The organism is Bacillus cereus group sp. Bce019 (assembly GCF_051781745.1).
GTDB classification, from domain to species: domain Bacteria; phylum Bacillota; class Bacilli; order Bacillales; family Bacillaceae_G; genus Bacillus_A; species Bacillus_A cereus.
The window spans coordinates 391517-416469 of record NZ_JBPWJX010000001.1; the positions used below are offsets into that span (position 1 = coordinate 391517).

Genomic DNA, 24953 nt, shown 5'->3' on the forward strand with positions numbered 1-24953 from the left:
GTTTTATATAATCCTGCTCTAAAAAAGTGTAGCCCTTTTTAGAATAAGGCTTGTTTTTCTGCCATTCAAAAAATCGTTTTTGAGATGGTAGCTTCACTTTATTTTCTATAAAACAAAAGCATTATATCACCAATAATTATAGATGTATAGAAAAAAATCTTTTTAAGGTGAGTATGTTTAATAGTTAGCCTCAACTAATGAATAGAGGAAGACAATTCCATTAAAATGAATAAATAGTGTATAATGCAGAGTGGCTATAATGAAGAATAAAATATGCTCTTTAAGATAGCATAATGAAACAAGAAGAAATGATAAATGAGGTGCGAAATGGAATATCAATATCCGTTAGATTATGATTGGTCAAATGAGGAAATGGTTACAATGGTGAAGTTTTATGAAGCGATTGAGAAAGCTTATGAAAAAGGAATTATAAGAGAAGAGTTAATGGGTTTATATCGTCGTTTTAAAGAGATTGTTCCATCGAAAGCAGAAGAAAAGAAAATTGATAAAGAATTTCAAGAAGTAAGTGGATACTCTATATATCGTGCTATTCAAAGGGCAAAAGAAGTCGAAGAACAAAAGCTTGTAAAAATGTAAAAAATATTTTGAAAAATAAAAACTGAAGTGATATAATGTGATAACAACTAAAAACGGACAATATAAATTGTCCGTTTTCTACTATCGATTACAAAGTGCATATAAAGGAAGGAGTGATTGCATCGTAGATTCAATCTTAGCAAGGAATTGTTCGTTGGTCATTGCTGAAAACTCCTCTGGTGATATATGAATACCAACTAATAATTCTGCTTTTTTTACAGTAGCTAATCGTTCAATCATCTTTTGTAAGTCTTCGGTTTCAAGTGTTTTATGTAATTTCACACTTGGTTTAGTATGGTCAATGGACCAAACGAAGTCATTTGGAATATTTGTTTTTAAATCATTTAAATGTTCTAAGAAGGCATGAGCCGTCTCAACTTTTTGTGGACACTCATAGATTAAACCAAAGTATATGAAGGCATGAGTACCCCATAAGCCGATTTGGAAATGCGGTAGCATTTTATATCCTCGTTTATTTGTTGAAAAAGCAACCCAAGTATCGTTTGGTGGATTGACTTTGCGGCGTGCGTGTTTTGCGACATGATAAAAAAAGTTCTCATCAGTTTGTTTGGATAAGTATTCTGCAAATTGTTCCCCTAAAGCTTCTAGCTTAGGATGAATGTTCGTTTTAATTGCACTCATTCGTTCTTCGAGACCATCAACTGTAAAGACATCAAAATCAGTTGACTTGAATGTTTGTATTGTCATGATTGTTCCTCCAACTCCTATTTTGCTTTTATTTTAGCATAGCTTGTACTATTCATAAAAAAAACAGCACAAAAAAATTTAAATAAAAAAATATAATTTTGTTGCATAGATGATTTATCCAACATAGTATAGTATAAAACAAAAAATCAGAAAATTGAATTAATTCTAGTCCGAGGGCAGACGAATATTGGGAGGAGGCAAATAATATGAGACAGGTGATTAATGCGTTAAAGAGAACAGATGCTGAAAAGAGAATACCGGTGCTACGTTTGGAGCTAGATTATGAATTAGCAACTTTATATGATGCGATGATGGAAGATGATAACCAGAAAAAAGAAGAGTGTGTACAAAAGTTAGAAGTGTTAAGACTTGAAATGATTCGTTTAGAAGCGTAATAATAGTATATGTATAAAAAATTAGTTGGTGCGAACCTTATAAAGGGTTCGTTTTTTCTGTGAACAGTATAGATCGGAGTGTTTAAACATGCAAGAAGTATGGAAAGACATCGATGCACACGCCAAACGGTGGATTCGGGATGCAGGAGAGCATTTAATGGCATCAATGAAAAAAGCACTTATTATAGAAACAAAATCAAATGCAGCTGACTTAGTTACAAATATGGACCGAGAGATAGAACAGTTTTTAATTGGGAAAATTAAAGAAACATTCCCGAATCATAATATTTTAGGAGAAGAGGGTTATGGAGACGAGATAACGTCTTCTGACGGGGTTGTTTGGTTAATTGATCCAATTGACGGCACGATGAACTTTGTTCATCAAAAAAGAAATTTTGCGATTTCAATTGGGATTTATGAGAACGGTATCGGAAAGATTGGACTTATATATGATCCAGTGCATGATGAACTATATCATGCAGTCAAGGGATCTGGAGCTTTTTGTAATGATATATCAATTCCTCCATTGGAAAAAGGAACTGTAGAGCAAGGTATTGTAGCTTTAAATGCGATATGGCTTACAGATAATCCATTGCTTAATATGGAAAGTATGATGGCACTTGTTAAGAAAGCAAGGGGCACAAGGTCATATGGCTGTGCAGCGTTAGAGATGGTATACGTTGCAACAGGAAGAATAGATGCATATGTAACGCCGAGATTATCACCATGGGATTTTGGCGGAGGGCAGATAATTGTAGAAGAAGTTGGAGGTAAGGTGACGACATTCTCTGGAGCGCCACTTTCTATCATAGAGAAGAGCAGTGTGTTAGTTGCAAAACCAGGAGTGTATGAAGAAGTGTTATCGTTTATATGAGAGCAACAAAAAAAGTAAGAGGCTGTGTATAAGCTTCTTACTTTTTAGCGTTATTGTGATTTGCGCATTTTTCTTTTTGTTACAAAACCGTATCCAACTGTAACAAATGTGCCGATAATGCAAATAATAATACCGATTGGACTATTTTCAGCAATCATAATGCCGATACCGATTAAGAAAATAACACCGATAATTGCAGTTAATAAAAAGCGATATTGAATGTGTTCCATTTCTTCACCCTCCAATCTCATTTTACTTTCACAAAAGTAAGAATACAACTATATTTTCATTCTTGCTTTTATTTTAATTGCTATTGTATCCCCTTCGCTCTTATAATAGAGAAGGATTAAAAAGACATTAGGAGTTGGACATGTTGAAAAAACGACAAGATTTACGTAATATAGCAATTATTGCCCACGTTGACCATGGTAAAACAACACTTGTTGACCAGTTATTACGTCAAGCGGGGACTTTCCGTGCGAACGAACACGTTGAAGAACGCGCAATGGATTCAAATGATCTAGAAAGAGAACGCGGTATTACAATTTTAGCGAAAAATACAGCGATTCACTATGAAGATAAAAGAATTAACATTTTAGATACACCTGGTCACGCTGACTTCGGTGGAGAAGTAGAACGTATCATGAAAATGGTCGATGGTGTTTTACTTGTTGTTGATGCATATGAAGGTTGTATGCCACAAACACGATTTGTTTTAAAGAAAGCTCTTGAGCAAAACTTAACTCCAATCGTAGTTGTAAACAAAATTGACCGTGACTTCGCTCGTCCAGATGAAGTAGTTGATGAAGTAATCGACTTATTCATTGAGCTTGGTGCAAACGAAGATCAATTAGAGTTCCCAGTTGTATTTGCATCAGCAATGAACGGAACAGCAAGCTTAGATTCAAATCCAGCAAATCAAGAAGAGAATATGAAATCATTATTCGATACAATTATCGAACATATTCCAGCACCAATTGATAACAGCGAAGAGCCACTTCAATTCCAAGTAGCACTTCTTGATTACAACGACTACGTTGGACGTATTGGAGTTGGTCGCGTATTCCGCGGTACAATGAAGGTTGGACAACAAGTTGCTTTAATGAAAGTAGACGGAAGCGTGAAGCAATTCCGCGTAACGAAATTATTCGGTTACATGGGATTAAAACGTCAAGAAATTGAAGAAGCAAAAGCAGGGGACTTAGTAGCCGTTTCTGGTATGGAAGACATTAACGTAGGTGAAACAGTATGTCCAGTTGAACATCAAGATGCGTTACCATTATTACGTATTGATGAGCCAACACTACAAATGACGTTCCTTGTAAATAACAGCCCATTTGCAGGTCGTGAAGGTAAATACATTACATCTCGTAAAATTGAAGAGCGTCTTCGTTCACAATTAGAAACAGATGTAAGTTTACGTGTAGATAATACAGATTCTCCTGATGCGTGGATCGTATCTGGACGTGGGGAACTACATTTATCTATCTTAATTGAAAACATGCGTCGTGAAGGTTATGAATTACAAGTATCTAAGCCAGAAGTAATCATTAAAGAAGTTGATGGCGTAAGATGTGAGCCTGTAGAGCGCGTACAAATCGATGTACCTGAAGAATACACTGGTTCTATTATGGAATCTATGGGTGCACGTAAAGGTGAAATGTTAGATATGGTGAATAACGGAAACGGTCAAGTTCGCCTTACTTTCATGGTTCCAGCACGTGGTTTAATTGGTTACACAACAGAATTCTTAACATTAACTCGTGGTTACGGTATTTTAAACCATACATTCGATTGCTACCAACCAGTACACGCTGGACAAGTTGGTGGACGTCGTCAAGGTGTTCTAGTTTCACTTGAAACAGGAAAAGCATCACAATACGGTATTATGCAAGTTGAAGACCGTGGTGTAATCTTCGTTGAACCAGGTACAGAAGTATATGCTGGTATGATTGTCGGAGAACACACTCGTGAGAACGACTTAACAGTTAACGTTGTGAAAATGAAACAACAAACTAACATTCGTTCTGCGACGAAAGATCAAACTTCAACAATGAAGAAACCACGCTTAATGACTTTAGAAGAGTCATTAGAGTACTTAAACGATGACGAGTTCTGTGAAGTAACTCCAGAATCAATTCGTTTACGTAAAAAGATTCTTGATAAGAGCGAACGTGAAAGAGCTGCTAAGAAAAAGAAATCTGTTGAAGCGTAAAAATAAAAAAACAACGCCCTTTATAAAGGGCGTTGTTTTTTTATTTTGTTTATTTTTTAGAATATTTACTCTTTTTTGTGGACAGTATTTTTTTTGCGAGTTACTCTTGTATTAAGTGTATAAAGAAAATTGCATTTTACTGCTAGGGGGGAAGAGTGTGTTAGAAAGGATGTCTTTTTTTGCAAAATTGTGTAAGGTAGATGAAAATCCAGAGTTAGGAATGTGGTTACTTTATGGGACGATTATTATATTAAGTGCTCTCGTTTATAATTTAGGGTTTGCTAGAAAGTTGTCTGTACTAAAAAATATTGTGATATACATATCATTAGCAATTGGATGCACAGTATTAACCTTTTTTGCTGTGTTTTTACCTGTTGGAGAAGGACTTGTTGTAGCGGCAATTGTACTTGGAATTTATAGACTGCGTTTGCGTCAAGCGAAACAACAAAAAGCAGGATAAGAAAGGGGAGTTTTCATGCGTTCAGTACAAGATGCACTATATAATTGGTTAACAATTAAAACAGTTGCGGAAGCACGTCCAGATGATAGTGCTGCAAAAGAAACATATTTGTTATTTCAAAATATGGTATATGAAGAACATAAATTAAGAAATGTGGAAGTCGAAAAGAACGAGGAAATGTATTTAATTACATATGAAATAAATGGAGAACGGAAATCTGCAAGGTTTCCGTTAGAAGCCATTGATTGTTTTTTGGATCAGATGAATCGTGAACCAGAAAAATATAAATAAGTCCTTATCTATATGAGTAAGGACTTATTTACATTTTACCAATCATCTTCGATTTTTTTATCACGATATAATCGGAAATTACCACTTGCATGACGTTCCATTGTACGCTCTGCAATTCGTTCCGAACATTCCATGCACATATATGTATGAATAGGGCGATTACGCAGTTTTTTTGCCATAGGATTTTCATCATCTAACATATCTTTTTTATCACAAATCATACATTTGACTCTCATTTCGTCACCTCAATACGAATTCTATCAGTATAAGTATATCATGGAAGTATAATGTTTTTGAATAATAGTGGGAAAAAATAATATTTTCGCAATTCGAAAAATAAGTTATGATAAGGATATACCAAGTATATTTGGAGGTGAAAATATGGCGAATGTAGTAGAGCCTACCTTAACAGAGGATTTAGTACAAACGTTGCGTAAAGAGTGTATTGTTATGATAGCAACGACAGATTTCGAAAAACAAGTTCCTAACGTAAGTGCTATTTCTTGGGTGTATGCAGTGAGTGAAACTAGTATTCGATTTGCAGTAGATCAACGTTCACGTATTGTGGAAAATATACGTCATAATACAGGTGTGGTATTGACTATAATGGCGAATGAATCCGTATTTTCTATAAGTGGTGCAGGTGAAATTTTGACAGATAGAATGGAAGGTATTTCTCTAAAATTAACTGTAATAGAAGTAAAGGTGCAAGAAGTGCGTGATGTTATGTTTTATGGAGCGAAACTTGCAATTGAACCAACATATGAAAAAACATACGATCTTCGGGCAGCGAAAAAGCTGGATAACGAAGTGTTAGTAGGGATAAGAGAATTATAAAGATGCTAAATAAGAAATTCGTTTATTCACTTTTGTAGTCGGTTATTGTGATTTAACGTTAATAATTATAATAAAAAGTAATATATTGAATAGAAATGAATAAAGAATAAATAAAAGGTTTAATGACTATGATTTTCGATTCTACCTCGTTTACACGGTACATATAATTATAACAATGGTTCGTCCATATTTTATGGATGAAACCCTTGTTCTACAAATTTAAAAGTGGAGTCAGGGGGTAACAGGTTGGATAAAATTTATGTGTTAGATACGAATGTACTTTTGCAGGATCCTTTATCTATTTTTTCATTTGAAACCAATGAAGTAGTGATTCCAGCAGTTGTATTAGAAGAGGTTGATTCGAAAAAACGTTATATGGATGAAGTAGGAAGAAACGCTCGTTATGTATCTAAGTTAATAGATAAATTTCGTGAAATAGGAAAGCTGCATGAAAGTATCCCGCTAGAAAACGGCGGAACATTTCGTATTGAATTGAACCATCGTTCATTTGTGCAACTACAAGATATTTTTGTAGAAAAAACAAATGATAATCGAATTTTAGCTGTAGCAAAAAATCTATCTTTAGAAGAACAGGAAAAAGAGGACGGGAAGTCTGTTATTTTAGTAAGTAAAGATGTACTCGTAAGGGTAAAAGCTGATGCAATTGGTTTGAAGGCTGAAGATTATTTAAGTGATCGCGTAATTGAAGTAGAAAATATATATTCTGGTTTTTTAGAAGGATATATATCAAAAGAACAATTGGATTATTTTTATGAGAAAGGTGAATTGCCTCTATCTGAAATTGCGAATCATCCTTTTTACCCAAATCAATTTGTAGTAATGAAAGATGCATTAGGGGGCTCTAGTTCTGCGCTTGGCATTGTGGATCACTTAGGGAAGAAGGTAAAGAAACTTATTTTTCACAATGAACAAGTGTGGGGGATACGACCACGAAACGTGCAGCAAATTATGGGATTAGAATTGTTGCTTCGTGAAGATATTCCGCTTGTAACGTTAACGGGGAAAGCCGGCACAGGAAAAACGTTACTTGCGTTAGCTTCGGGACTTATGCAAACAGAAGACTTAGGGTTATATAAAAAATTACTTGTGGCAAGACCAATTGTTCCAGTCGGAAAAGATATCGGTTATTTACCAGGAGAAAAAGAAGAAAAGTTAAGACCATGGATGCAGCCAATTTTTGATAACCTAGAGTATTTATTTAATACGAAAAAGCCAGGAGAGTTAGATGCTATTTTAGCTGGAATGGGTTCGATTGAAGTAGAAGCCCTTACTTATATACGCGGGAGAAGTATTCCAGATCAGTTCATTATCATTGATGAAGCACAAAATTTAACAAAGCATGAAGTGAAAACGATATTAACTAGGGTAGGGGAAAAGAGTAAGATTGTATTGATGGGAGATCCTCAGCAAATTGATCACCCATATTTAGATGAATATAATAATGGCTTAACATATGTTGTAGAGAAGTTTAAAGAACAGCGTATTAGTGGTCATGTGAAGTTTGTTAAAGGTGAGCGATCTAATTTAGCTCAACTAGCAGCAGATTTATTGTAAAAAGGAGTGAGCTTAAGCTCACTCCTTTTCTTTAAATAATTGTAAATTTACGGATGTTACGGATTGGATTTTGTTGATTAGATCCATCATTGAAATAGAGATGAACAGGTCCGTCTTCTTTTAATGGTTTTCCTTCTTTTGAAAAGCCTAGTATAGCATTTTTGACAGTTTCTAATGGAAGTGTCATTGTATGATCTACCGTTTCAATTTCAACTTGCGTAGCGTCCTCTAAAATTTCAGCGTTAGCAAGAAATGGATGAAATGGTATACCAAATGTTCCAGTAATCAGCTGTTCTTTTTTATATTTCTTCACACTTTGTTGTATTGGAGGAAAAGCGGCACCATCACGGATTTCGCGATCCCAATGTTCTGAAGTGTTTTTTAAATAAGTTTCTAGTTCAGACGTGTTTTCTCTAGTTTCATCAAAGTAAGTTGTCAAATCTACTTTTCGATCATCAAAGATCCAAACAGTTGGATCAATAGTGATTGGAAAACGTACTTTTCCGTTAATAAATAAAATTTCGCTCATTGTTGTTCCCCCATTTGTGTTATACTCCCACTTTTCAGTATAATAGTATTAGACACTGTTGTCACAAAAAATGTTTCTATTGCAATTTATTAAAACTATCGCTAATATTAATAGATAGGATAGAGGAGAGTAGGACGGAAACGGAGGGAATCAATTTGGCGTCTGAGACAGTAGCAAATCATCAGGAAAAGGCACTAGCCCTTCTACAAGCGGATGCAGAGAAGATTTTAAGACTTATTAAGGTGCAAATGGACCATCTTACAATGCCGCAATGTCCATTATATGAAGAAGTGTTAGACACACAAATGTTTGGACTATCCCGCGAGGTCGATTTTGCGGTTCGCCTTGGTCTTATTGCAGAAGAACAAGGGAAAGCAATGTTAGGTGAGCTCGAACGTGAGTTATCTGCACTTCATGAAGCATTTACAAACAAACAACAATAACGGGTTCAAATAAGGGGGCTCAAACTGAAAAAGTTTGGGCTTTTTATTTGTATAATAAAGCAGGAAGAACCAATGTACATATGGAATACAACAATAATTAAATTGAAACAGAGAGAGGAAATGAAATGAAAAGAGTATGGAAATCAATGGATTATTCATTATTACTTCCTCTTGTTATCTTATGTGTGCTGGGAGTTATAATGGTATATAGTTCTAGTTCCATTGTTGCGATTTCGCGATTTGATAAACCAGCAAATTTCTTTTTTAAAAGACAATTAATTACTTTAGCTGCTGGAACAGTGTTATTAATAATTCTTGCTATTATCCCATATAAAGTGTGGAGAAAACGAATCTTTTTATTGGGGAGTTATGGAATTAGTGTTGCATTATTAGCAGCAGCTGCCTTTTTCACTAAGAAAGTAAACGGTGCAAACGGGTGGATATTTGGAATACAGCCTGCAGAATTTGTTAAGATAACAGTTATTCTCGTCTTAGCTCATTTCTTTGCCAAAAGACAAGAAACGAATACACCTGTTTCCAAAGGGTCAGGTCCAGTACTTATTGGTGTTGGTATAATCATGTTTTTAATATTAAAGCAAAATGATTTAGGTACTGATTTGTTAATTGCAGGAACAGTAGGAATTATGTTCCTTTGTTCGGGAGTACAGGTTAACTTATGGATTAAACGAATTGCTTTAACTTCTATAGTATGGATTCCGGCACTATATCTTCTTGGCAATTATGCATTAAATCCATATCAAAAGGCACGTTTTTCTGTTTTCCTTGATCCGTTTAATGATCCTCAAAAGGATGGATTCCAATTGGTAAATTCATTTATTGGAATCGCTTCTGGAGGGCTTAATGGTAGAGGATTAGGGAATAGTGTACAAAAATATGGTTATTTACCAGAACCGCAAACGGATTTTATAATGGCAATTATATCTGAAGAACTTGGTTTTATAGGTGTAGCTATCATTTTAATCTGTTTATTACTTATTATTATTCGGTCATTTAGAGTTGCACAAAAATGTACTGATCCATTTGGAAGTTTAATAGCTATCGGAATTGCAAGCTTGTTTGGAGTTCAAACGTTTATTAATGTTGGTGGTATGTCTGGAGTAATACCACTTACAGGAGTACCATTACCGTTTGTCAGCTACGGTGGTAGTTCTTTATTAGCTAATCTACTTGCGATGGGAATACTACTTAATATTGCTAGTCATGTAAAACGAGAAGAAAAACAGCAGAATGAGGTAATAAAAGAAAGAGAACAAAATGGACCACATCTTGTAGTTGTAAAATAAAAAACACATCGTGCTTTAGAGCATGATGTGTTTTTTATTTTCAAGTAGTTTTAAATATGATGTATTAATTTCTCTTTCAGTTAAAAGATATATCACATTTATTTAAATGTGATATACAATTAAGTTGTTAGAAAAGGAAGAGGTATGCTATACTATTTTTGTGAAACAAATTGCACAGAAAACTTATCATTTGTTAAAAAATAAGGTATGATGGATAAAAATAAAGTGAAGCTTTCTAAGTATAATATAATGTGGAAAGTGAAGAACTTCACGCTTTTTAAGGTGTGTATATATTTTATCTCTAGAGTGGTAGGAAAGTAGAGGGGGAAAATCATGACAAAGCTGCAACGTATTCAAAAAGTATTGGTAGCTAACCGTGGAGAGATTGCAATTCGTGTGTTTCGAGCTTGTTCGGAACTTGGATTAAAAACAGTTGCAATCTATTCTAAAGAGGATAGTGGTTCTTATCATCGCTATAAAGCCGATGAGTCCTATTTAGTTGGGGAAGGAAAAAAACCAATTGATGCTTATCTAGATATTGAAGGCATTATTGAGATTGCAAAAAGTAATCATGTAGATGCAATCCACCCTGGATATGGTTTCTTGTCAGAAAATATTCAATTCGCTAAACGTTGTGAAGAAGAAGGAATTATCTTTATCGGTCCGAAAAGTAAGCATTTAGATATGTTTGGAGATAAAGTGAAAGCAAGAACACAAGCGCAGCTAGCACAAATTCCAGTTATACCTGGTAGTGATGGTCCAGTAAATTCATTAGAAGAAGTCGAAAAATTTGCTGAAAAGTATGATTACCCGATTATTATTAAAGCATCCCTTGGGGGTGGCGGTCGTGGTATGCGTATTGTGCGTACTAGTGAGGAATTAGGAGAATCATATAATCGAGCGAAATCAGAAGCGAAAGCAGCCTTTGGTAATGATGAAGTTTACGTCGAAAAATTCGTTGAAAAACCTAAACATATAGAAGTACAAATTTTAGCAGATGAAGAAGGCAATGTTGTTCATTTATACGAGCGTGACTGTTCTGTACAACGTCGTCATCAAAAAGTTGTAGAAATTGCACCGAGTGTATCACTTTCAGATGATCTGCGTCAGCGTATTTGTGATGCTGCTGTGAAGTTAACGAAAAATGTAAATTATTTAAATGCAGGAACAGTAGAATTCCTTGTAAAAGATGATGAGTTTTACTTTATTGAAGTAAATCCACGTGTTCAAGTAGAACATACGATTACAGAAATGATTACGGGAGTAGATATTGTTCAATCACAAATTTTAATAGCTGATGGACATGCATTACATAGCAAAATGGTAGGTGTTCCGAAGCAAGAGGAAGTAGTTGTACATGGATTTGCAATTCAATCTCGTGTAACAACTGAAGATCCGCTAAATAATTTTATGCCGGATACAGGAAAAATTATGGCGTATCGATCAGGCGGTGGTTTTGGTGTACGTCTTGATACAGGAAATAGCTTCCAAGGTGCAGTTATTACACCGTACTACGATTCTTTACTTGTAAAAGTTACAACTTGGGCACTTACTTTTGAGCAAGCTGCTGCAAAAATGGAACGTAACTTAAAAGAATTCCGTATTCGTGGTATTAAAACAAATATTCCATTCCTAGAGAATGTAGTAAAACATAAAAACTTCTTATCAGGAGAATATGATACTTCATTTATCGATGCGTCACCTGAATTGTTCTTGTTCCCGAAACGTAAAGACCGTGGAACAAAAATGTTAAATTACATTGGTACAGTAACAGTAAATGGTTTCCCAGGAGTAGGTAAAAAAGAAAAACCAATATTCCCAGATGCTCGTATTCCATGTTTAAAACATTCAGAGCCAATCCAAAATGGAACGAAACAAATTTTGGACGAGCGTGGAGCGGACGGATTAGTAAAATGGGTACAGGATCAAAAACGTGTACTTTTAACGGATACAACATTCCGTGATGCACACCAGTCATTACTTGCAACTCGTATTCGTACAAAAGATTTACATCAAATTGCGGAGCCAACAGCGAGAATGTTACCGAACCTATTCTCAGCGGAAATGTGGGGCGGTGCAACGTTTGACGTTGCGTATCGTTTCTTAAAAGAAGATCCATGGGAACGATTACTAGATCTTCGTGAAAAAATGCCGAACGTGTTATTCCAAATGTTACTTCGTTCTTCAAACGCAGTTGGATACAAAAACTATCCAGATAATTTAATTCAAAAATTTGTGGAATGTTCTGCTCAAGCAGGCATTGATGTATTCCGTATTTTTGATAGCTTAAACTGGGTGGAAGGCATGAGAGTTGCAATTGACGCTGTACGAGACACTGGTAAAATTGCAGAAGCAACAATGTGCTACACAGGGGATATTCATGATCCACTGCGTAGTAAATATGATTTAAATTACTATAAAAATTTAGCAAAAGAGTTAGAAGCATCAGGAGCTCACATTTTAGGTATTAAAGATATGGCGGGCTTACTAAAACCAAATGCAGCATATGATTTAGTTTCTGCATTAAAAGAGACAGTGTCGATTCCAATTCATCTGCACACGCACGATACGAGTGGAAATGGTATATTAACGTATACGAAGGCAATTGAAGCGGGTGTTGATATCGTCGATGTAGCAGTGAGTTCTATGGCTGGTCAAACGTCACAACCAAGTGCGAACACGCTATACTATGCATTAGGTGGAAACGAAAGACAACCAGATGTTAATATAGATTCTTTAGAAAAACTATCTCATTATTGGGAAGATGTACGCAAATACTATGCACCGTTTGAAAGTGGTATGAATGCGCCTCATACAGAGGTATATATGCATGAAATGCCGGGTGGGCAGTATAGTAATCTTCAGCAACAAGCGAAGGCGGTTGGTTTAGGAGATCGCTTCGATGAAGTGAAAGTAATGTACCGCCGTGTGAATGACATGTTTGGAGATATTGTAAAAGTAACGCCATCATCAAAAGTTGTTGGTGATATGGCATTATTTATGGTTCAAAACCATCTGACAGAACAAGATGTTTTAGAGCGTGGACATGCGATGGACTTCCCAGGGTCTGTTGTTGAAATGTTCTCTGGTGATTTAGGTCAACCGTACGGTGGTTTCCCGAAAGAATTACAAAAGATTATTTTAAAAGGGAAAGAGCCGTTAACAGTAAGACCAGGTGAATTACTAGAGCCAGTAGATTTCGAAGCATTAAAAGAAGAATTATTCCATAAACTTGGACGCGAAGTAACGATTTTTGATGTAGTTGCATATGCTTTATATCCAAAAGTATTTATGGATTATGAAAAAGTTGCTGAGCTTTATGGAAATGTATCTGTACTTGATACACCGACGTTCTTCTATGGTATGAGACTAGGTGAAGAAATTGATGTAGAAATTGAACAGGGTAAAACATTGATGGTTAAACTAGTATCAATTGGAGAACCTCAGCCGGATGGAAATCGTGTCCTTTACTTGGAATTTAACGGTCAACCACGTGAAATTATCGTGAAAGACGAGAGTGTAAAAGCAACAGTTGCACAACGTGTGAAAGGAAACCGTGAGAATCCAAATCATATTAGTGCAACGATGCCAGGAACGGTAATTAAAGTAGTTGTAAAAGAAGGCGATGAAGTGAAAAAAGGCGATTCTATGGCAATTACAGAAGCGATGAAAATGGAAACGACAGTTCAAGCGCCGTTCAATGGTAAAGTGAAGAAAGTATATGTTAACGATGGTGATGCGATTCAAACGGGTGATTTACTTATTGAATTAGATCACTAAAATAAAAAAAGGGCTGTGTAAATACAGCTCTTTTTTTATTGCAAAAAAATCCCTTGCCGAATTGGCAAGGGATTTTAGTTTTATATTATTTTGTTTGTTTAGAAGTTGATTCGGCTTCTTTTGCATTCACTTTACTTCTTGTTCCTAACATAACTAAATAGCATAGTACGGCAAACAAGCAAGAAATGAATAGAGAATGTAACAATGCCATTGCTAAACTAGCGTTTGTAAATACAACTAAAACTCCTACTACAGCTTGAAGTGTAACAAGGATAAATGAAATGATCCATCCCCAATATACTACAGGTTGCTGTTTGTAATGGCGAATAGCGAGAATCATCGCGTATAGTATCCAAGCGAAAATTAACATCGCTGCAACTCTATGGCCCATTTGAACCCATTCATGTAGTTGAGTTGGCATAGGTCTGTTTTTGCTACATAAAGGAAAGTCTGGACAGGCTAAGCTAGCTCGTTCGTGACGTACTAAAGCGCCTGTGTAGACGACGATATAACTGTAAATTGTTACACCATAAATATGAAATTTCATTTTTTTGTCCATAATAAGTGAACGTGCATCAAATTTTTGGTCAATTTCAAAGATAAGACACGTTAATAAAATGACAGAAGCAAATGAAATTAAGGAAATACCGAAGTGGATAGCAAGTACAGCTGGCATTTGGCCCCAAACAACTGCTGCTGCTCCCATTAATGCTTGTGCAACTAAAAATACGAAGGATAAAATTGCTAACGTTTTTGTTTCACGCACATGTTTATAATATTTCCAGGACAAAATACAAAGGAGAGTGACAAGAATTCCAGCTGATCCGGATGTTAATCGGTGGCTAAGTTCAATAATAGTTTCCATTGATAAATTAGATGGAACAAATTCACCGTTACAAAGTGGCCATGATTTACCACAACCTTGACCAGAACCTGTTTTTGTAACTAAAGCGCCTCCTAATAAAACTATTAATAAATCAAGGCTTGTAATGACTGCTAACCATTTAATAAAGCGTTGCAATCTCTTTCACCATCTTTCTGCTATGAAGTTATTGCGAAATATTTTCATTCCATTATGTATAGAATAAAACGCGCTAGTTCCTATGATATATAAAAAATAATAAAATAGCAAAGAAATGGGGGAGGAAGGAAAGGGGGAGAAAATAGGTGTAAAAACAGGGTTTTTAAGGAAAATTTTGGATGAAAAATAGGCTGTTTTGAAAAGAAATGGGGAGAATATGTGTTAAATAGGACAAAATAGTTTATTATAGAAGGTAACATCATGTTATGATAAGGACAAGTCAGAATGAAGTTTTTTATATTCGACACAAAAAGTTCATGTTTTCTTCACAAAATGTTCGGGAAATATGATTTAATATATTGGAGTATGAGCGTAGATTAGTAGTAGAATGGGTTAACAATGTTTCTACTGTAATAATATTGCTATATAGAAGCGGATTATTTCATTTGAAATATGCGCAAAAAGAAAGATGAAAGTTTTAAGAGGGGGTTAGAGTGATGAACCATGCAACAAGTGAGCTGCATGATGAGTCCGCTGTTACAAGTGTACCGGAAACAACTCGGTTACAAGATTTAAAAGCACTCGTTAAAATGGGGATTGTAAACTCAAATACACTTACTGTATTTACAGGATTTTGGTTGGCATTACACTTTAATGGATTAAGTGTAATGGACAATCTGGATAAGTTATTCTTTACAATCGTTGGTTCTGGATTAGTTATGGCAGGGGTATGTTGTTTAAACAACTACATTGATCGAGACATCGATCCATTAATGGAAAGAACAAAGACCCGTCCAACGGTTACTGGAAAGTATAAACCAGGATTTGCACTTACATTTGGACTAGTCATATTACTTCTTGGTTTTGTATTTTTATTATTAACAACACCAATGGCAGTCTTAATGGGATTTATTGGTGCTTTCACATATGTTGTTCTATATAGTTTATGGACAAAGAGAAAGTATACACTAAATACTGTTGTAGGTAGTATATCTGGTGCAGTTCCTCCTTTAATTGGATGGGCAGCAATCGATCCATCTTTAGGCCATCCAATTGCTTGGATGTTATTTTTAATTATGTTTATTTGGCAAATCCCACATTTCCTTGCATTAGCAATGAAACGTGTTGATGAATATCGAAATGCAGGAATTCCAATGCTTCCTGTAGTTCATGGATTTGAAATTACGAAACGCCAAATTATGATTTGGACAGTATGTTTATTACCACTACCATTTTATATGAGTGGACTAGGGATAACATTTATGGTAATTGCAACACTGCTTAACATCGGATGGATCGTTTTAGGATTTTATGGCTTCCGTAAGAAAGATGACATCAAATGGTCCGTGCAAATGTTTGTTTATTCCCTAAATTATTTAACAATCTTATTTGTATCAATGATTGTAGTTACATTCTTCTAAGACAACGACATAATTGGATTTCTTTACGTTGAGATTTACTTTACTTAACTATAAAGTACAATCTAATTCACAAGGAAAGTGGGGGTTGTTTGTATGAAGAAACAGTGGCGACTGCTTTCGTTCGTTTCACTGCTGGCTTTACTGTTAGGGGGATGCGGTAAAGCCTTTCAATCTACTTTAATTCCGCAAGGAGAAGTAGCAAAAATGCAATATGATTTACTTCTACTGGCGAGTGCAATCATGGTAGGAGTAGTACTAGTAGTTACTATTATTTTCTTATATGTAATTGTGCGTTTCCGACAAAAAAAAGGTCAGGAAGATTATATTCCAGAGCAAGTTGAAGGGAATCACAAGCTAGAAATTATATGGACAGTTATTCCGATTATTCTTTTACTAATCTTAGCTGTTCCAACAGTTACATATACATTCAAACTTGCTGATGTAAGTGCGATGGAGAAAAAGAATATTGATAAAGATACTATCGTTGTTGATGTAACAGCGAATCTTTATTGGTGGGAATTTTCTTATAAATCAGAAAAGATAGTAACTTCTCAAGATTTGGTCATCCCCACAGGTAAGAAAGTGTATTTAAATTTGAAGGGTGCCGATATTAAACACTCATTTTGGGTTCCATCTTTAGCAGGGAAAATGGATACAAATACAGACAATGTGAACAAAATGTGGTTAAAGGCAGATAAATCGGGCACTTATAATGGTTTTTGTACAGAATTTTGCGGCCCATCACATTCTTTAATGCAATTTAAAGTGAAAGCTTTAGATGAAAGCGAGTACAAAAAATGGCTTGCTGATATGAAGAAGATTGATGGGAAGAAAGAAGTAGCTTCAACAAAGGCGCAAGAGGGCCAAGAAATATTTAATAAAAGCTGTATTGGTTGTCATGCAGTTGGATCTAATGATAGTAGACCACCTTCCGCTCGTATCGCACCAAACTTAGCAAACTTTGCGGATCGCGATATGGTTGCCGGTATTGCCGAAAACAATGAAGAAAACTTAAAAAAATGGCTGAAAGATCCTGAAAATATGAAGCCAGGAAACAAAATGACTGGCAAATATGGCAACTTAACGGATGATCAAATTGATGCATTAAATGCATACTTACAAACGTTAAAAGTTGAAAAGTAAAGAGGGATTATTCGCGAAGGGGAGGTTGAAAACGTGAGTTCTGTAGCAAAAAAACAGGGGATGGGTGCTGTCATATGGGATTATTTAACGACAGTAGACCATAAAAAGATTGCCATTCTCTATTTAATTGCAGGTGGATTGTTTTTTGTAATAGGCGGAATAGAAGCTCTATTTATTCGCCTTCAATTAGCGATTCCTAACAACGCTTTTCTTGTTGGGGATGCTTATAATCAAGTATTAACGATGCACGGTACAACAATGATTTTCCTCGCAGCTATGCCACTCGTGTTTGCATTTATGAACGCCGCTGTACCACTTCAAATTGGTGCACGTGATGTAGCGTTCCCGTTTTTGAATTCACTCGGATTTTGGTTATTTTTCTTTGGTGGAGTATTTTTAAATTTAAGTTGGTTTTTAGGTGGAGCACCTGATGCAGGATGGACATCTTATGCATCTTTAGCTTTAGCCTCTAAAGGTCATGGTGTTGATTTCTATGTACTCGGCTTGCAAATCTCAGGTATTGGTACATTAATTGGAGGTATTAACTTCCTTGTAACCATTATTAATATGCGGGCGCCAGGAATGACGTACATGCGTATGCCGATGTTTACATGGACGACATTTGTAACATCTTCGCTTATATTATTCGCTTTTCCGCCGTTAACTGTAGGATTAGGACTTTTAATGTTAGATCGTTTATTTGGAACAAGTTTCTTTAATCCGGCATTGGGCGGGAATACAATTATATGGGAGCATTTATTCTGGATTTTCGGTCATCCAGAAGTATACATTCTTATACTCCCAGCTTTCGGAATATTCTCAGAAATCTTCGCGACATTTTCGGAAAAACGATTGTTTGGTTATTCATCGATGGTGTTTGCGACTGTATTAATTGGATTTTTAGGATTTATGGTATGGGCGCACCATATGTTTACTGTTGGACTTGGTCCAGTTGCTAATGCTATTTTCTCGGTCGCAACAATGGCGATTGCGGTTCCAACTGGTATCAAAATATTCAACTGGCTCTTTACAATGTGGGGCGGAAGTATTCGTTTTACGACACCAATGATGTGGGCAGTAGCTTTCATTCCATCATTCGTAATGGGTGGAGTTACAGGGGTTATGCTAGCATCTGCACCAGCTGATTATCAATTTCATGATAACTATTTCGTAGTAGCGCATTTTCATTATGTAATCGTTGGCGGTGTTGTATTTGGTTTACTTGCAGGAGCTCATTATTATTGGCCACTGATGTTTAATAAAGTATTAAATGAAACATTAGGAAAGATAACGTTCTGGCTATTCTTTATCGGCTTCCATTTAACGTTCTTTATTCAGCATTTCCTTGGCTTGATTGGTATGCCACGCCGTTACTACACATATCTTGAAGGGCAAGGGTTGGAAATGGGGAATATGATTAGTTCCATCGGAGCGGTGTTTATGGCTCTTGGAACGATTGTTCTTCTATTCAATGTAATTAAAACGACAGTATCAAAAGAAAAAGCTGGTCGTGATCCGTGGGATGCACGTACATTAGAATGGACAATGCCAGCACCGACACCAGAATATAACTTTAAACAATTACCATTTGTTCGCGGATTAGATCCGTTTTGGATTGAAAAACGTGAAGGTAATAAAGAGATGACAGCAGCGGAACCAGTTGGTGATATTCATATGCCAAATCCTTCGTTTTCACCATTTGTCATTTCTTTCGGATTGTTTATAGCGGCATTTGGTGCGATGTATATGCAGGGCGGAAAAGATAAGTTCTGGTTATTAGTAGCAATTATTGGTTTAATCATTACATTTGGCGCAATGTTCCTACGTTCAGTAATTGATGATCATGGGTATCATATTCATAAAGAAGATTTAGAGGATAAGGGGGGCAAGGCATAATGCATGTAGATGAAAAATTAACGAATGAAACATTTCCAGCAGAGCCTGAAAAAGCAACCCTTGAAGGGAAAAATAAGTTTGTCGGTTTTTGGTTATTTCTTGGAGGCGAAACAGTGTTGTTCGCTTCCTTATTCGGAACATATTTAGCGTTAAAGAATTCTACAAATGGTGGACCAACATCTCAAGAGATGTTCCAAATGCCACTCGTTTTCATTATGACGATGCTTTTATTAACGAGTAGCTTAACGAGTGTATATGCGATGTATCACATGAAAAACTTTAACTTTAAGAAAATGCAGCTTTGGTTACTAGTAACAGTATTGCTAGGTTTAGGGTTTTTAGGGTTTGAGATATATGAGTTTTATCATTATACACATGAATTTAAGCATACTATGAGAAGTAGTGCGTTTGGCTCTGCGTTTTATGCTCTTGTTGGTACACATGGACTCCACGTATTGTTTGGGTTATGTTGGATTCTAACATTAATCTTTAGAAATGCGAAGAGAGGTCTAAATTTATACAATGCACCGAAGTTTTATGTTGCATCGATTTATTGGCACTTTATTGACGTAGTTTGGGTGTTTATTTTCACTGTAGTATATTTAATGGGAATGGTGGGATAAACAATGGCGATAAAGCAAACGAATAATCCTAAAGTTGATCTTGTTTATCGGAAGAGAAAAAGTGCGGAGGAAATGAGGCATCAAGTTATTACGTTTGCATTAATGATTTTTTTAACATTAGTTGCATTTGTAGCGGTGGCGTATCCAAAAACTTTTAGTCCGATTTTCTCTGTACCGTTTATTTTACTATTAGCAGTGGTACAAGTAATTTTTCAATTGTATTATTTTATGCATATGAGTCATAAAGGACATGAAGCAGCAAGTTTCTTTCTTTACTCTGGTCTGCTAATAGGGTTAATTACAATTTTAGCTTTTATGACAATCGTGTGGATTTGAAAAGTGAAAAATAAGGGAGCTTGTGTTGTCACAGCTCCCTCTTCATATTATGAGATAACCTTACGAAGGTAGGTGTGAAAATGAGTAACTTGTGGATATTTGGTTTTCAGGCTTTATGGAGTCCAATCTTTTTATTATTTATGCTTTCGATTCTTATTGGGTACTTCTTAATTATTGGGCCATATAGAATGCGATTTGAAAATGCGACGAAGGTAAGTAAGAAGCAAATTTTTTATTTTACGACTGGTATTGTTCTTTTGTATTTTGTAAAGGGAGGGCCTATTGATTTAATTGGCCATATTATATTTAGTGCTCATATGTTTGAAATGGCAGTCATGTATATTGCAGTTCCACCGTTACTGTTGCTTGGTATACCAATTTGGTTATATCGTTATATTACTTCTTTTAAGTTTGTTCAAATTATATTAAAGGCATTTGCTAAACCGCTTATTGCGTTATTTGTATTTAACGGCCTGTTTTCTTTTTATCATTTACCAGTTGTTTTTGATACGGTAAAACAAAGTCAAATAGCTCATCCTATTTGTCTCGCTATATTGTTTTTTACAGCAATCATGATGTGGTGGCCGATGTTAAATCCATTACCAGAATATCAAACATTAAGTGATATAAAGAAACTTGGTTATATGTTTGCTAATGGCATATTATTAACGCCTGCTTGTGCGTTAATCATTTTTGCGACAGCCCCGTTATTTGCAACGTATACGGATCCGGCTGCTTGGATGAAAGCGATGGAACTATGTGTACCAGCGGGCACTTTATCAGATTTAAATATAACGGGACCAGAATTTTTGCACTGGATGCCAGTCGTACAAGACCAGCAAACTGGTGGTATCATAATGAAAATTGTCCAGGAAATAGTGTACGGTACAATTATAGGCTATGTATTCTTTAGATGGGCACGTAGAGAACGTGAAAAGGATAAGGAGCAGTTGCAACAATTGCCGCCGTATTTACAGACTAAGTAAAAAAAAGTGTATGGGATTCCATGCGCTTTTTCTTTTTAGTTTTAGCTACCTTAAAAAGATTGAATTTTCTAATTTTTTATGTTAAGTTAGTGTAGGCGTGTACTAAAAGTGGAGATAAAATTTACTACTAGCTTTCATGCGTAATAATTCCATATGTAGTGCAAGTTTTTTAGAGAGTTACAAATATATATTGTTATCTTTAATAAACACGAACTATTTTAAGGGGGAGTTTAAATGGGTAGTAGTGGAAGTATGGTAAAGCCGATTAGTGGTTTTTTGACAGCACTAATTCAATATCCAGTACCAGTAGTAGAATCGCGTGCAGACATTGATAAACAAATTCAACAAATCATAAAAACAATTCATTCAACCAAATCAGGTTACCCTGGTTTAGAATTGATAGTATTTCCTGAATATAGTACACAAGGGCTCAATACAAAAAAATGGACTACAGAAGAATTTTTATGCACAGTGCCTGGGCCAGAAACAGACTTATTTGCTGAGGCATGTAAAGAATCTAAAGTATATGGTGTTTTTTCAATAATGGAGAAAAATCCTGATGGTGGAGAGCCATATAATACAGCAGTTATTATTGATCCACAAGGTGAAATGATTTTGAAGTATCGTAAGCTAAATCCTTGGGTGCCAGTCGAGCCTTGGAAAGCTGGAGATTTAGGCTTACCTGTTTGTGATGGACCTGGAGGAAGTAAATTAGCTGTTTGTATTTGTCATGATGGCATGTTCCCTGAAGTAGCTCGTGAAGCGGCCTATAAAGGTGCAAATGTCTTAATTCGTATTTCTGGATATAGTACACAAGTTAGTGAACAATGGATGCTAACCAATCGTTCAAATGCATGGCAGAATTTAATGTATACATTGTCGGTAAACTTAGCGGGTTATGATGGCGTATTTTATTACTTTGGTGAAGGACAAGTATGTAATTTTGATGGGACTACTTTAGTACAGGGACATCGAAATCCGTGGGAGATTGTTACTGCTGAAGTATATCCAGAACTAGCAGATCAGGCTAGATTAGGATGGGGATTGGAAAATAATATATATAATCTAGGTTCAAGAGGATATGTAGCAACTCCTGGTGGGGTGAAAGAAAATCCATATACGTTTGTAAAAGATTTAGCTGAAGGTAAATATAAGGTTCCTTGGGAAGATGAGATTAAAGTAAAAGATGGATCTATTTATGGATATCCAGTAAAAAAAACGATTCATTCTTAGGGAAGGGAAATAAAACAAGCGCATCATATTGATGCGCTTGTTTTTGTTAATCAATAATTTGAAATTCTTTTAACTCTTTTTCGACATTTTGTAGGAGTTGTTCGCTTTTTTGAAGTACATTCGTTGGGAAAGTCTCATCATCACCATATTCAACGCCGTGAGGATAATAATGTTTTCCTAATAAGGGGGGAAGTAGTTTTACTTCAGCGTGTCTACTGCCAATGTCACCTTCAACAGCAACTCCTTGCACTCGTAAATAATAAACATCCTTTAATATTTCAAATTTATAATCGTATGTAACTCGCTCATAATCCCACTGTCCGGCAAGTACGAAGTGGTTGTTTTCCATGATTTCAGTTAAAAGAGTTAATTCAACGACGGCTCCATTAAATTGCGTATTTGTAAATTGCATATAATACCTCCTTTTTTAATGTTACACCATTATTTTTATAATAGTATGAATAATAAGAAAGTGCAATTCATATTGAGAGAAAAGGGATAATCCAGACTTTTTTCACAAAAATATGATATAGTGAAAAGAGTACGGTACACACAAAAAGAAAGAAAAGGATTTGTGTATATCTCAATTTTATGTTTTGTTCAGGAGGTATATCGTTTGAAGAAATTATTGCGTATCGTAATGATTACATTTTTAATTTTAGCTGTTGATTTATACGGGAAATTACTCGTTTCACAATATATATTAACCCCATCTCAATCAAAGCAAGAAAATAAAATTGTGAAAAAGAAAAAGCAAATTAAGGAAGACTCCTCAGACACGGTTTTAAATATGATTGGTGAAGACTCTGAAAACTTATTAGCGAAGTGGGGAGAGCCCTCTCGAATAGAGCCATCTGCATACGGATATGAATGGTGGGTATACAACCAGGATTTAACTCAGTATGTTCAATTTGGAGTTTCTGAACGTAAAGTTGTAACGGCATACGCAGCTGGTGAACAAGTTAAGGTTCCACCTTATTATATAAATGAAAAATATGAAGAAGTATATAAAAAAAGTCCGCTTTCGCATGAAATTTCATTAAAAAGAGGGAAAAATAGTTATCAATTTGAGCTATCTGATACCGAAGTCATGGAACAACCGTTAATACCTGTAGAAGATGGATGGGCGCAATTGTATTTTGATCAATTTACACATGAGCTTATTGGTGTTCGTTATATGGATGATGAAACTTTATTACGCCAAAGACCGTATCAGCTCGTTTATTCAGGTGAATTAATAGCAGAACAACCATTGACTCCAGAAAAAATAAAACAAGTAGAAAATGGGAATATGCAACAAATTTTTGATTTAACAAATATCATTCGAAGTCGTCATAAATTACCATTATTAACATGGGATCAGGAAACAGCAGATGTTGCTGTTGGTCACAGTAAAGATATGAAAGACAATAATTATTTTTCTCATGACTCACCTACATTAGGTACACTAGGAGATCGTTTGCAGCGCGGGAAAGTAGGATTTCAACTTGCTGGTGAGAACATAGCGGCGCAACATAGTGATGGAATTGCGGCAGTGCAAGGTTGGTTAAATAGTGAGGGGCATAGAAAGAATTTATTAAATGAACAATTTACAGGATTAGGTGTTGGTGTATACGATAAATTTTATACACAAAACTTTATTCGAAAATAAAGTGAAATTGTAAGCGGTGGGGTGTTAACATCACCAAATTAGTTACTTCGTATTCACTGAATTGTAGGTGGGAATCTGACCGTATGCAAATAGCAGAAAAAAAGGTGCATGAATCGTCTAAAAATAGGCGAACCATGCGCCTTTTTTTTCTTACTATATAGTAGATATACATGGAGAGGTGAGGATTATGCCAACAACAAAAGGACCGTTACATCCATCGGTTCAACAGTTTAAAGAATTTGTAAACCATCACCCTAAAATGGTTCATGAGGTTAGAAGTGGTCATAAAACATGGCAACAATTTTATGAAGAATGGTACTTACTTGGTGAAGAAGATCCAATATGGGCAACTTATAGACCGGATGGAGCGCCTGCGTTTTCTTCGGTAAAAGAAAATAAAAAAGAAAAAGATAATCGAACTGAAGAGGAAAAAACTGCTGATGTGATGGGGCAAATGCTTTCTTTTTTTAAAAAGTTGGACGTGGAACAAATGCAGAACCATTTAGCCAATGTGACGAGTGCAATCGGGAGCGTGCAACAAGTTATTCAGCAATTTCAAGGTAACCGTACGCAGCAAGAGCAAAGTACTTCAGAAAATAACCCATTTTTCTTTCAAAAGGATTAGGGGGAAAGAT

General features: G+C 35.6%; 26 protein-coding genes. 20 read left to right on the forward strand and 6 right to left on the reverse strand.

Translation table 11 applies throughout. The features are described from left to right. Nucleotides 1-327: 327 nt before the first annotated feature. Nucleotides 328-597 carry a UPF0223 family protein gene (locus ACS2QP_RS02220; RefSeq protein WP_000456562.1) on the forward strand — a complete coding sequence of 90 codons (270 nt, stop codon included), beginning with the start codon at nucleotides 328-330 and terminating at the stop codon, nucleotides 595-597. Between the two features lie 81 nt (nucleotides 598-678). Here the strand turns inward: ACS2QP_RS02220 and ACS2QP_RS02225 are convergent, their stop codons facing one another. Then, a complete protein-coding gene (locus ACS2QP_RS02225) occupies nucleotides 679-1305 on the reverse strand; it encodes a YktB family protein (protein ID WP_000155317.1) in 627 nt (208 codons plus the stop codon). Between the two features lie 206 nt (nucleotides 1306-1511). Between ACS2QP_RS02225 and ACS2QP_RS02230 the strand changes: the two genes are divergently transcribed. Together ACS2QP_RS02230 and ACS2QP_RS02235 are read left to right on the forward strand one after the other, a co-directional pair. Then, a complete protein-coding gene (locus ACS2QP_RS02230) occupies nucleotides 1512-1700 on the forward strand; it encodes a hypothetical protein (protein WP_001250165.1) in 189 nt (62 codons plus the stop codon). Nucleotides 1701-1788: 88 nt separating this feature from the next. Continuing rightward, a complete protein-coding gene (locus ACS2QP_RS02235; protein ID WP_001158701.1) occupies nucleotides 1789-2574 on the forward strand; it encodes an inositol monophosphatase family protein in 786 nt (261 codons plus the stop codon). A 50-nt stretch (nucleotides 2575-2624) separates the two neighbouring features. Here the strand turns inward: ACS2QP_RS02235 and ACS2QP_RS02240 are convergent, their stop codons facing one another. Further along, nucleotides 2625-2804, reverse strand: coding sequence for a DUF5325 family protein (locus ACS2QP_RS02240; RefSeq protein WP_000400127.1), 180 nt, complete (start codon nucleotides 2802-2804; stop codon nucleotides 2625-2627). A gap of 140 nt (nucleotides 2805-2944) precedes the next feature. Here ACS2QP_RS02240 and typA point away from each other — a divergent pair, with 140 nt between their 5' ends. From typA to ACS2QP_RS02255, 3 genes are all read left to right on the forward strand, one after another. Continuing rightward, complete coding sequence (typA, locus tag ACS2QP_RS02245) at nucleotides 2945-4789, forward strand: translational GTPase TypA (protein ID WP_000914762.1); 1845 nt, start codon at nucleotides 2945-2947, stop codon at nucleotides 4787-4789. Nucleotides 4790-4946: 157 nt separating this feature from the next. Further along, the gene (locus ACS2QP_RS02250) at nucleotides 4947-5249 is read left to right on the forward strand and encodes a YlaH-like family protein (protein ID WP_000893662.1); all 303 of its coding nucleotides are present in this window, start codon (nucleotides 4947-4949) and stop codon (nucleotides 5247-5249) included. Between the two features lie 15 nt (nucleotides 5250-5264). Continuing rightward, the gene (locus tag ACS2QP_RS02255; protein ID WP_001258151.1) at nucleotides 5265-5540 is read left to right on the forward strand and encodes a hypothetical protein; all 276 of its coding nucleotides are present in this window, start codon (nucleotides 5265-5267) and stop codon (nucleotides 5538-5540) included. 35 nt (nucleotides 5541-5575) lie between these two features. Here ACS2QP_RS02255 and ACS2QP_RS02260 read toward each other — a convergent pair whose 3' ends face one another. Next, nucleotides 5576-5776: a YlaI family protein gene (locus ACS2QP_RS02260; protein WP_002082250.1), complete on the reverse strand. Its 201-nt coding sequence runs from the start codon at nucleotides 5774-5776 to the stop codon at nucleotides 5576-5578. Nucleotides 5777-5921: 145 nt separating this feature from the next. Here ACS2QP_RS02260 and ACS2QP_RS02265 point away from each other — a divergent pair, with 145 nt between their 5' ends. Together ACS2QP_RS02265 and ACS2QP_RS02270 are read left to right on the forward strand one after the other, a co-directional pair. Then, nucleotides 5922-6377 (forward strand): pyridoxamine 5'-phosphate oxidase family protein, encoded by a 456-nt coding sequence (locus tag ACS2QP_RS02265; RefSeq protein WP_000024593.1) that lies wholly within the window; start codon nucleotides 5922-5924, stop codon nucleotides 6375-6377. Between the two features lie 246 nt (nucleotides 6378-6623). Then, complete coding sequence (locus tag ACS2QP_RS02270; protein WP_000358083.1) at nucleotides 6624-7952, forward strand: PhoH family protein; 1329 nt, start codon at nucleotides 6624-6626, stop codon at nucleotides 7950-7952. Between the two features lie 31 nt (nucleotides 7953-7983). Here the strand turns inward: ACS2QP_RS02270 and ACS2QP_RS02275 are convergent, their stop codons facing one another. Next, nucleotides 7984-8481, reverse strand: a complete 498-nt coding sequence (locus ACS2QP_RS02275) for a hypothetical protein (RefSeq protein ID WP_001289809.1) — start codon at nucleotides 8479-8481, stop codon at nucleotides 7984-7986. Between the two features lie 155 nt (nucleotides 8482-8636). Between ACS2QP_RS02275 and ACS2QP_RS02280 the strand changes: the two genes are divergently transcribed. The 3 genes from ACS2QP_RS02280 (at nucleotide 8637) to pyc (ending at nucleotide 14008) form a co-directional block, all read left to right on the forward strand. Then, nucleotides 8637-8924 (forward strand): YlaN family protein, encoded by a 288-nt coding sequence (locus tag ACS2QP_RS02280; RefSeq protein ID WP_000135694.1) that lies wholly within the window; start codon nucleotides 8637-8639, stop codon nucleotides 8922-8924. A 125-nt stretch (nucleotides 8925-9049) separates the two neighbouring features. Further along, entirely contained in the window at nucleotides 9050-10228 is a 1179-nt protein-coding gene (locus tag ACS2QP_RS02285) for an FtsW/RodA/SpoVE family cell cycle protein (protein ID WP_438882113.1), read from the forward strand. Nucleotides 10229-10561: 333 nt separating this feature from the next. Beyond that, nucleotides 10562-14008, forward strand: coding sequence for a pyruvate carboxylase (gene pyc / locus ACS2QP_RS02290; protein WP_000164085.1), 3447 nt, complete (start codon nucleotides 10562-10564; stop codon nucleotides 14006-14008). A gap of 85 nt (nucleotides 14009-14093) precedes the next feature. On the opposite strand, the gene ctaA is transcribed toward pyc, so the two are convergent. Further along, the gene (gene ctaA / locus ACS2QP_RS02295) at nucleotides 14094-15029 is read right to left on the reverse strand and encodes a heme A synthase (RefSeq protein ID WP_001188744.1); all 936 of its coding nucleotides are present in this window, start codon (nucleotides 15027-15029) and stop codon (nucleotides 14094-14096) included. A gap of 497 nt (nucleotides 15030-15526) precedes the next feature. On the opposite strand from ctaA, the gene ctaB reads away from it, so the two are divergent. From ctaB to ACS2QP_RS02330, 7 genes are all read left to right on the forward strand, one after another. Next, on the forward strand, nucleotides 15527-16450 hold the full coding sequence (gene ctaB / locus ACS2QP_RS02300; RefSeq protein ID WP_001015058.1) for a protoheme IX farnesyltransferase: 924 nt from the start codon (nucleotides 15527-15529) through the stop codon (nucleotides 16448-16450). Nucleotides 16451-16543: 93 nt separating this feature from the next. Continuing rightward, entirely contained in the window at nucleotides 16544-17593 is a 1050-nt protein-coding gene (gene coxB, locus ACS2QP_RS02305) for a cytochrome c oxidase subunit II (protein ID WP_000745268.1), read from the forward strand. 60 nt (nucleotides 17594-17653) lie between these two features. Next, nucleotides 17654-19489 (forward strand): cytochrome c oxidase subunit I, encoded by a 1836-nt coding sequence (gene ctaD, locus ACS2QP_RS02310; RefSeq protein WP_438882132.1) that lies wholly within the window; start codon nucleotides 17654-17656, stop codon nucleotides 19487-19489. Continuing rightward, nucleotides 19489-20112, forward strand: coding sequence for a cytochrome c oxidase subunit III (gene ctaE, locus ACS2QP_RS02315; RefSeq protein WP_000557861.1), 624 nt, complete (start codon nucleotides 19489-19491; stop codon nucleotides 20110-20112). The genes ctaD and ctaE overlap by 1 nt, the downstream gene beginning before the upstream one ends. A 3-nt stretch (nucleotides 20113-20115) precedes the next feature. Beyond that, nucleotides 20116-20448: a cytochrome c oxidase subunit IVB gene (gene ctaF / locus ACS2QP_RS02320; protein WP_000985706.1), complete on the forward strand. Its 333-nt coding sequence runs from the start codon at nucleotides 20116-20118 to the stop codon at nucleotides 20446-20448. A gap of 80 nt (nucleotides 20449-20528) precedes the next feature. Then, complete coding sequence (gene ctaG, locus ACS2QP_RS02325) at nucleotides 20529-21434, forward strand: cytochrome c oxidase assembly factor CtaG (RefSeq protein WP_000069023.1); 906 nt, start codon at nucleotides 20529-20531, stop codon at nucleotides 21432-21434. Between the two features lie 234 nt (nucleotides 21435-21668). Beyond that, nucleotides 21669-22667, forward strand: a complete 999-nt coding sequence (locus tag ACS2QP_RS02330) for a formamidase (RefSeq protein ID WP_000535802.1) — start codon at nucleotides 21669-21671, stop codon at nucleotides 22665-22667. Nucleotides 22668-22713: 46 nt separating this feature from the next. Here ACS2QP_RS02330 and ACS2QP_RS02335 read toward each other — a convergent pair whose 3' ends face one another. Continuing rightward, nucleotides 22714-23079 carry a YugN family protein gene (locus ACS2QP_RS02335; protein WP_001160952.1) on the reverse strand — a complete coding sequence of 122 codons (366 nt, stop codon included), beginning with the start codon at nucleotides 23077-23079 and terminating at the stop codon, nucleotides 22714-22716. A 204-nt stretch (nucleotides 23080-23283) separates the two neighbouring features. Here ACS2QP_RS02335 and ACS2QP_RS02340 point away from each other — a divergent pair, with 204 nt between their 5' ends. Next, nucleotides 23284-24318, forward strand: a complete 1035-nt coding sequence (locus ACS2QP_RS02340; protein ID WP_000735375.1) for a CAP domain-containing protein — start codon at nucleotides 23284-23286, stop codon at nucleotides 24316-24318. Nucleotides 24319-24505: 187 nt separating this feature from the next. Next, nucleotides 24506-24943, forward strand: a complete 438-nt coding sequence (locus tag ACS2QP_RS02345; RefSeq protein WP_001143346.1) for a YlbD family protein — start codon at nucleotides 24506-24508, stop codon at nucleotides 24941-24943. The last annotated feature ends 10 nt before the right edge of the window (nucleotides 24944-24953 follow it).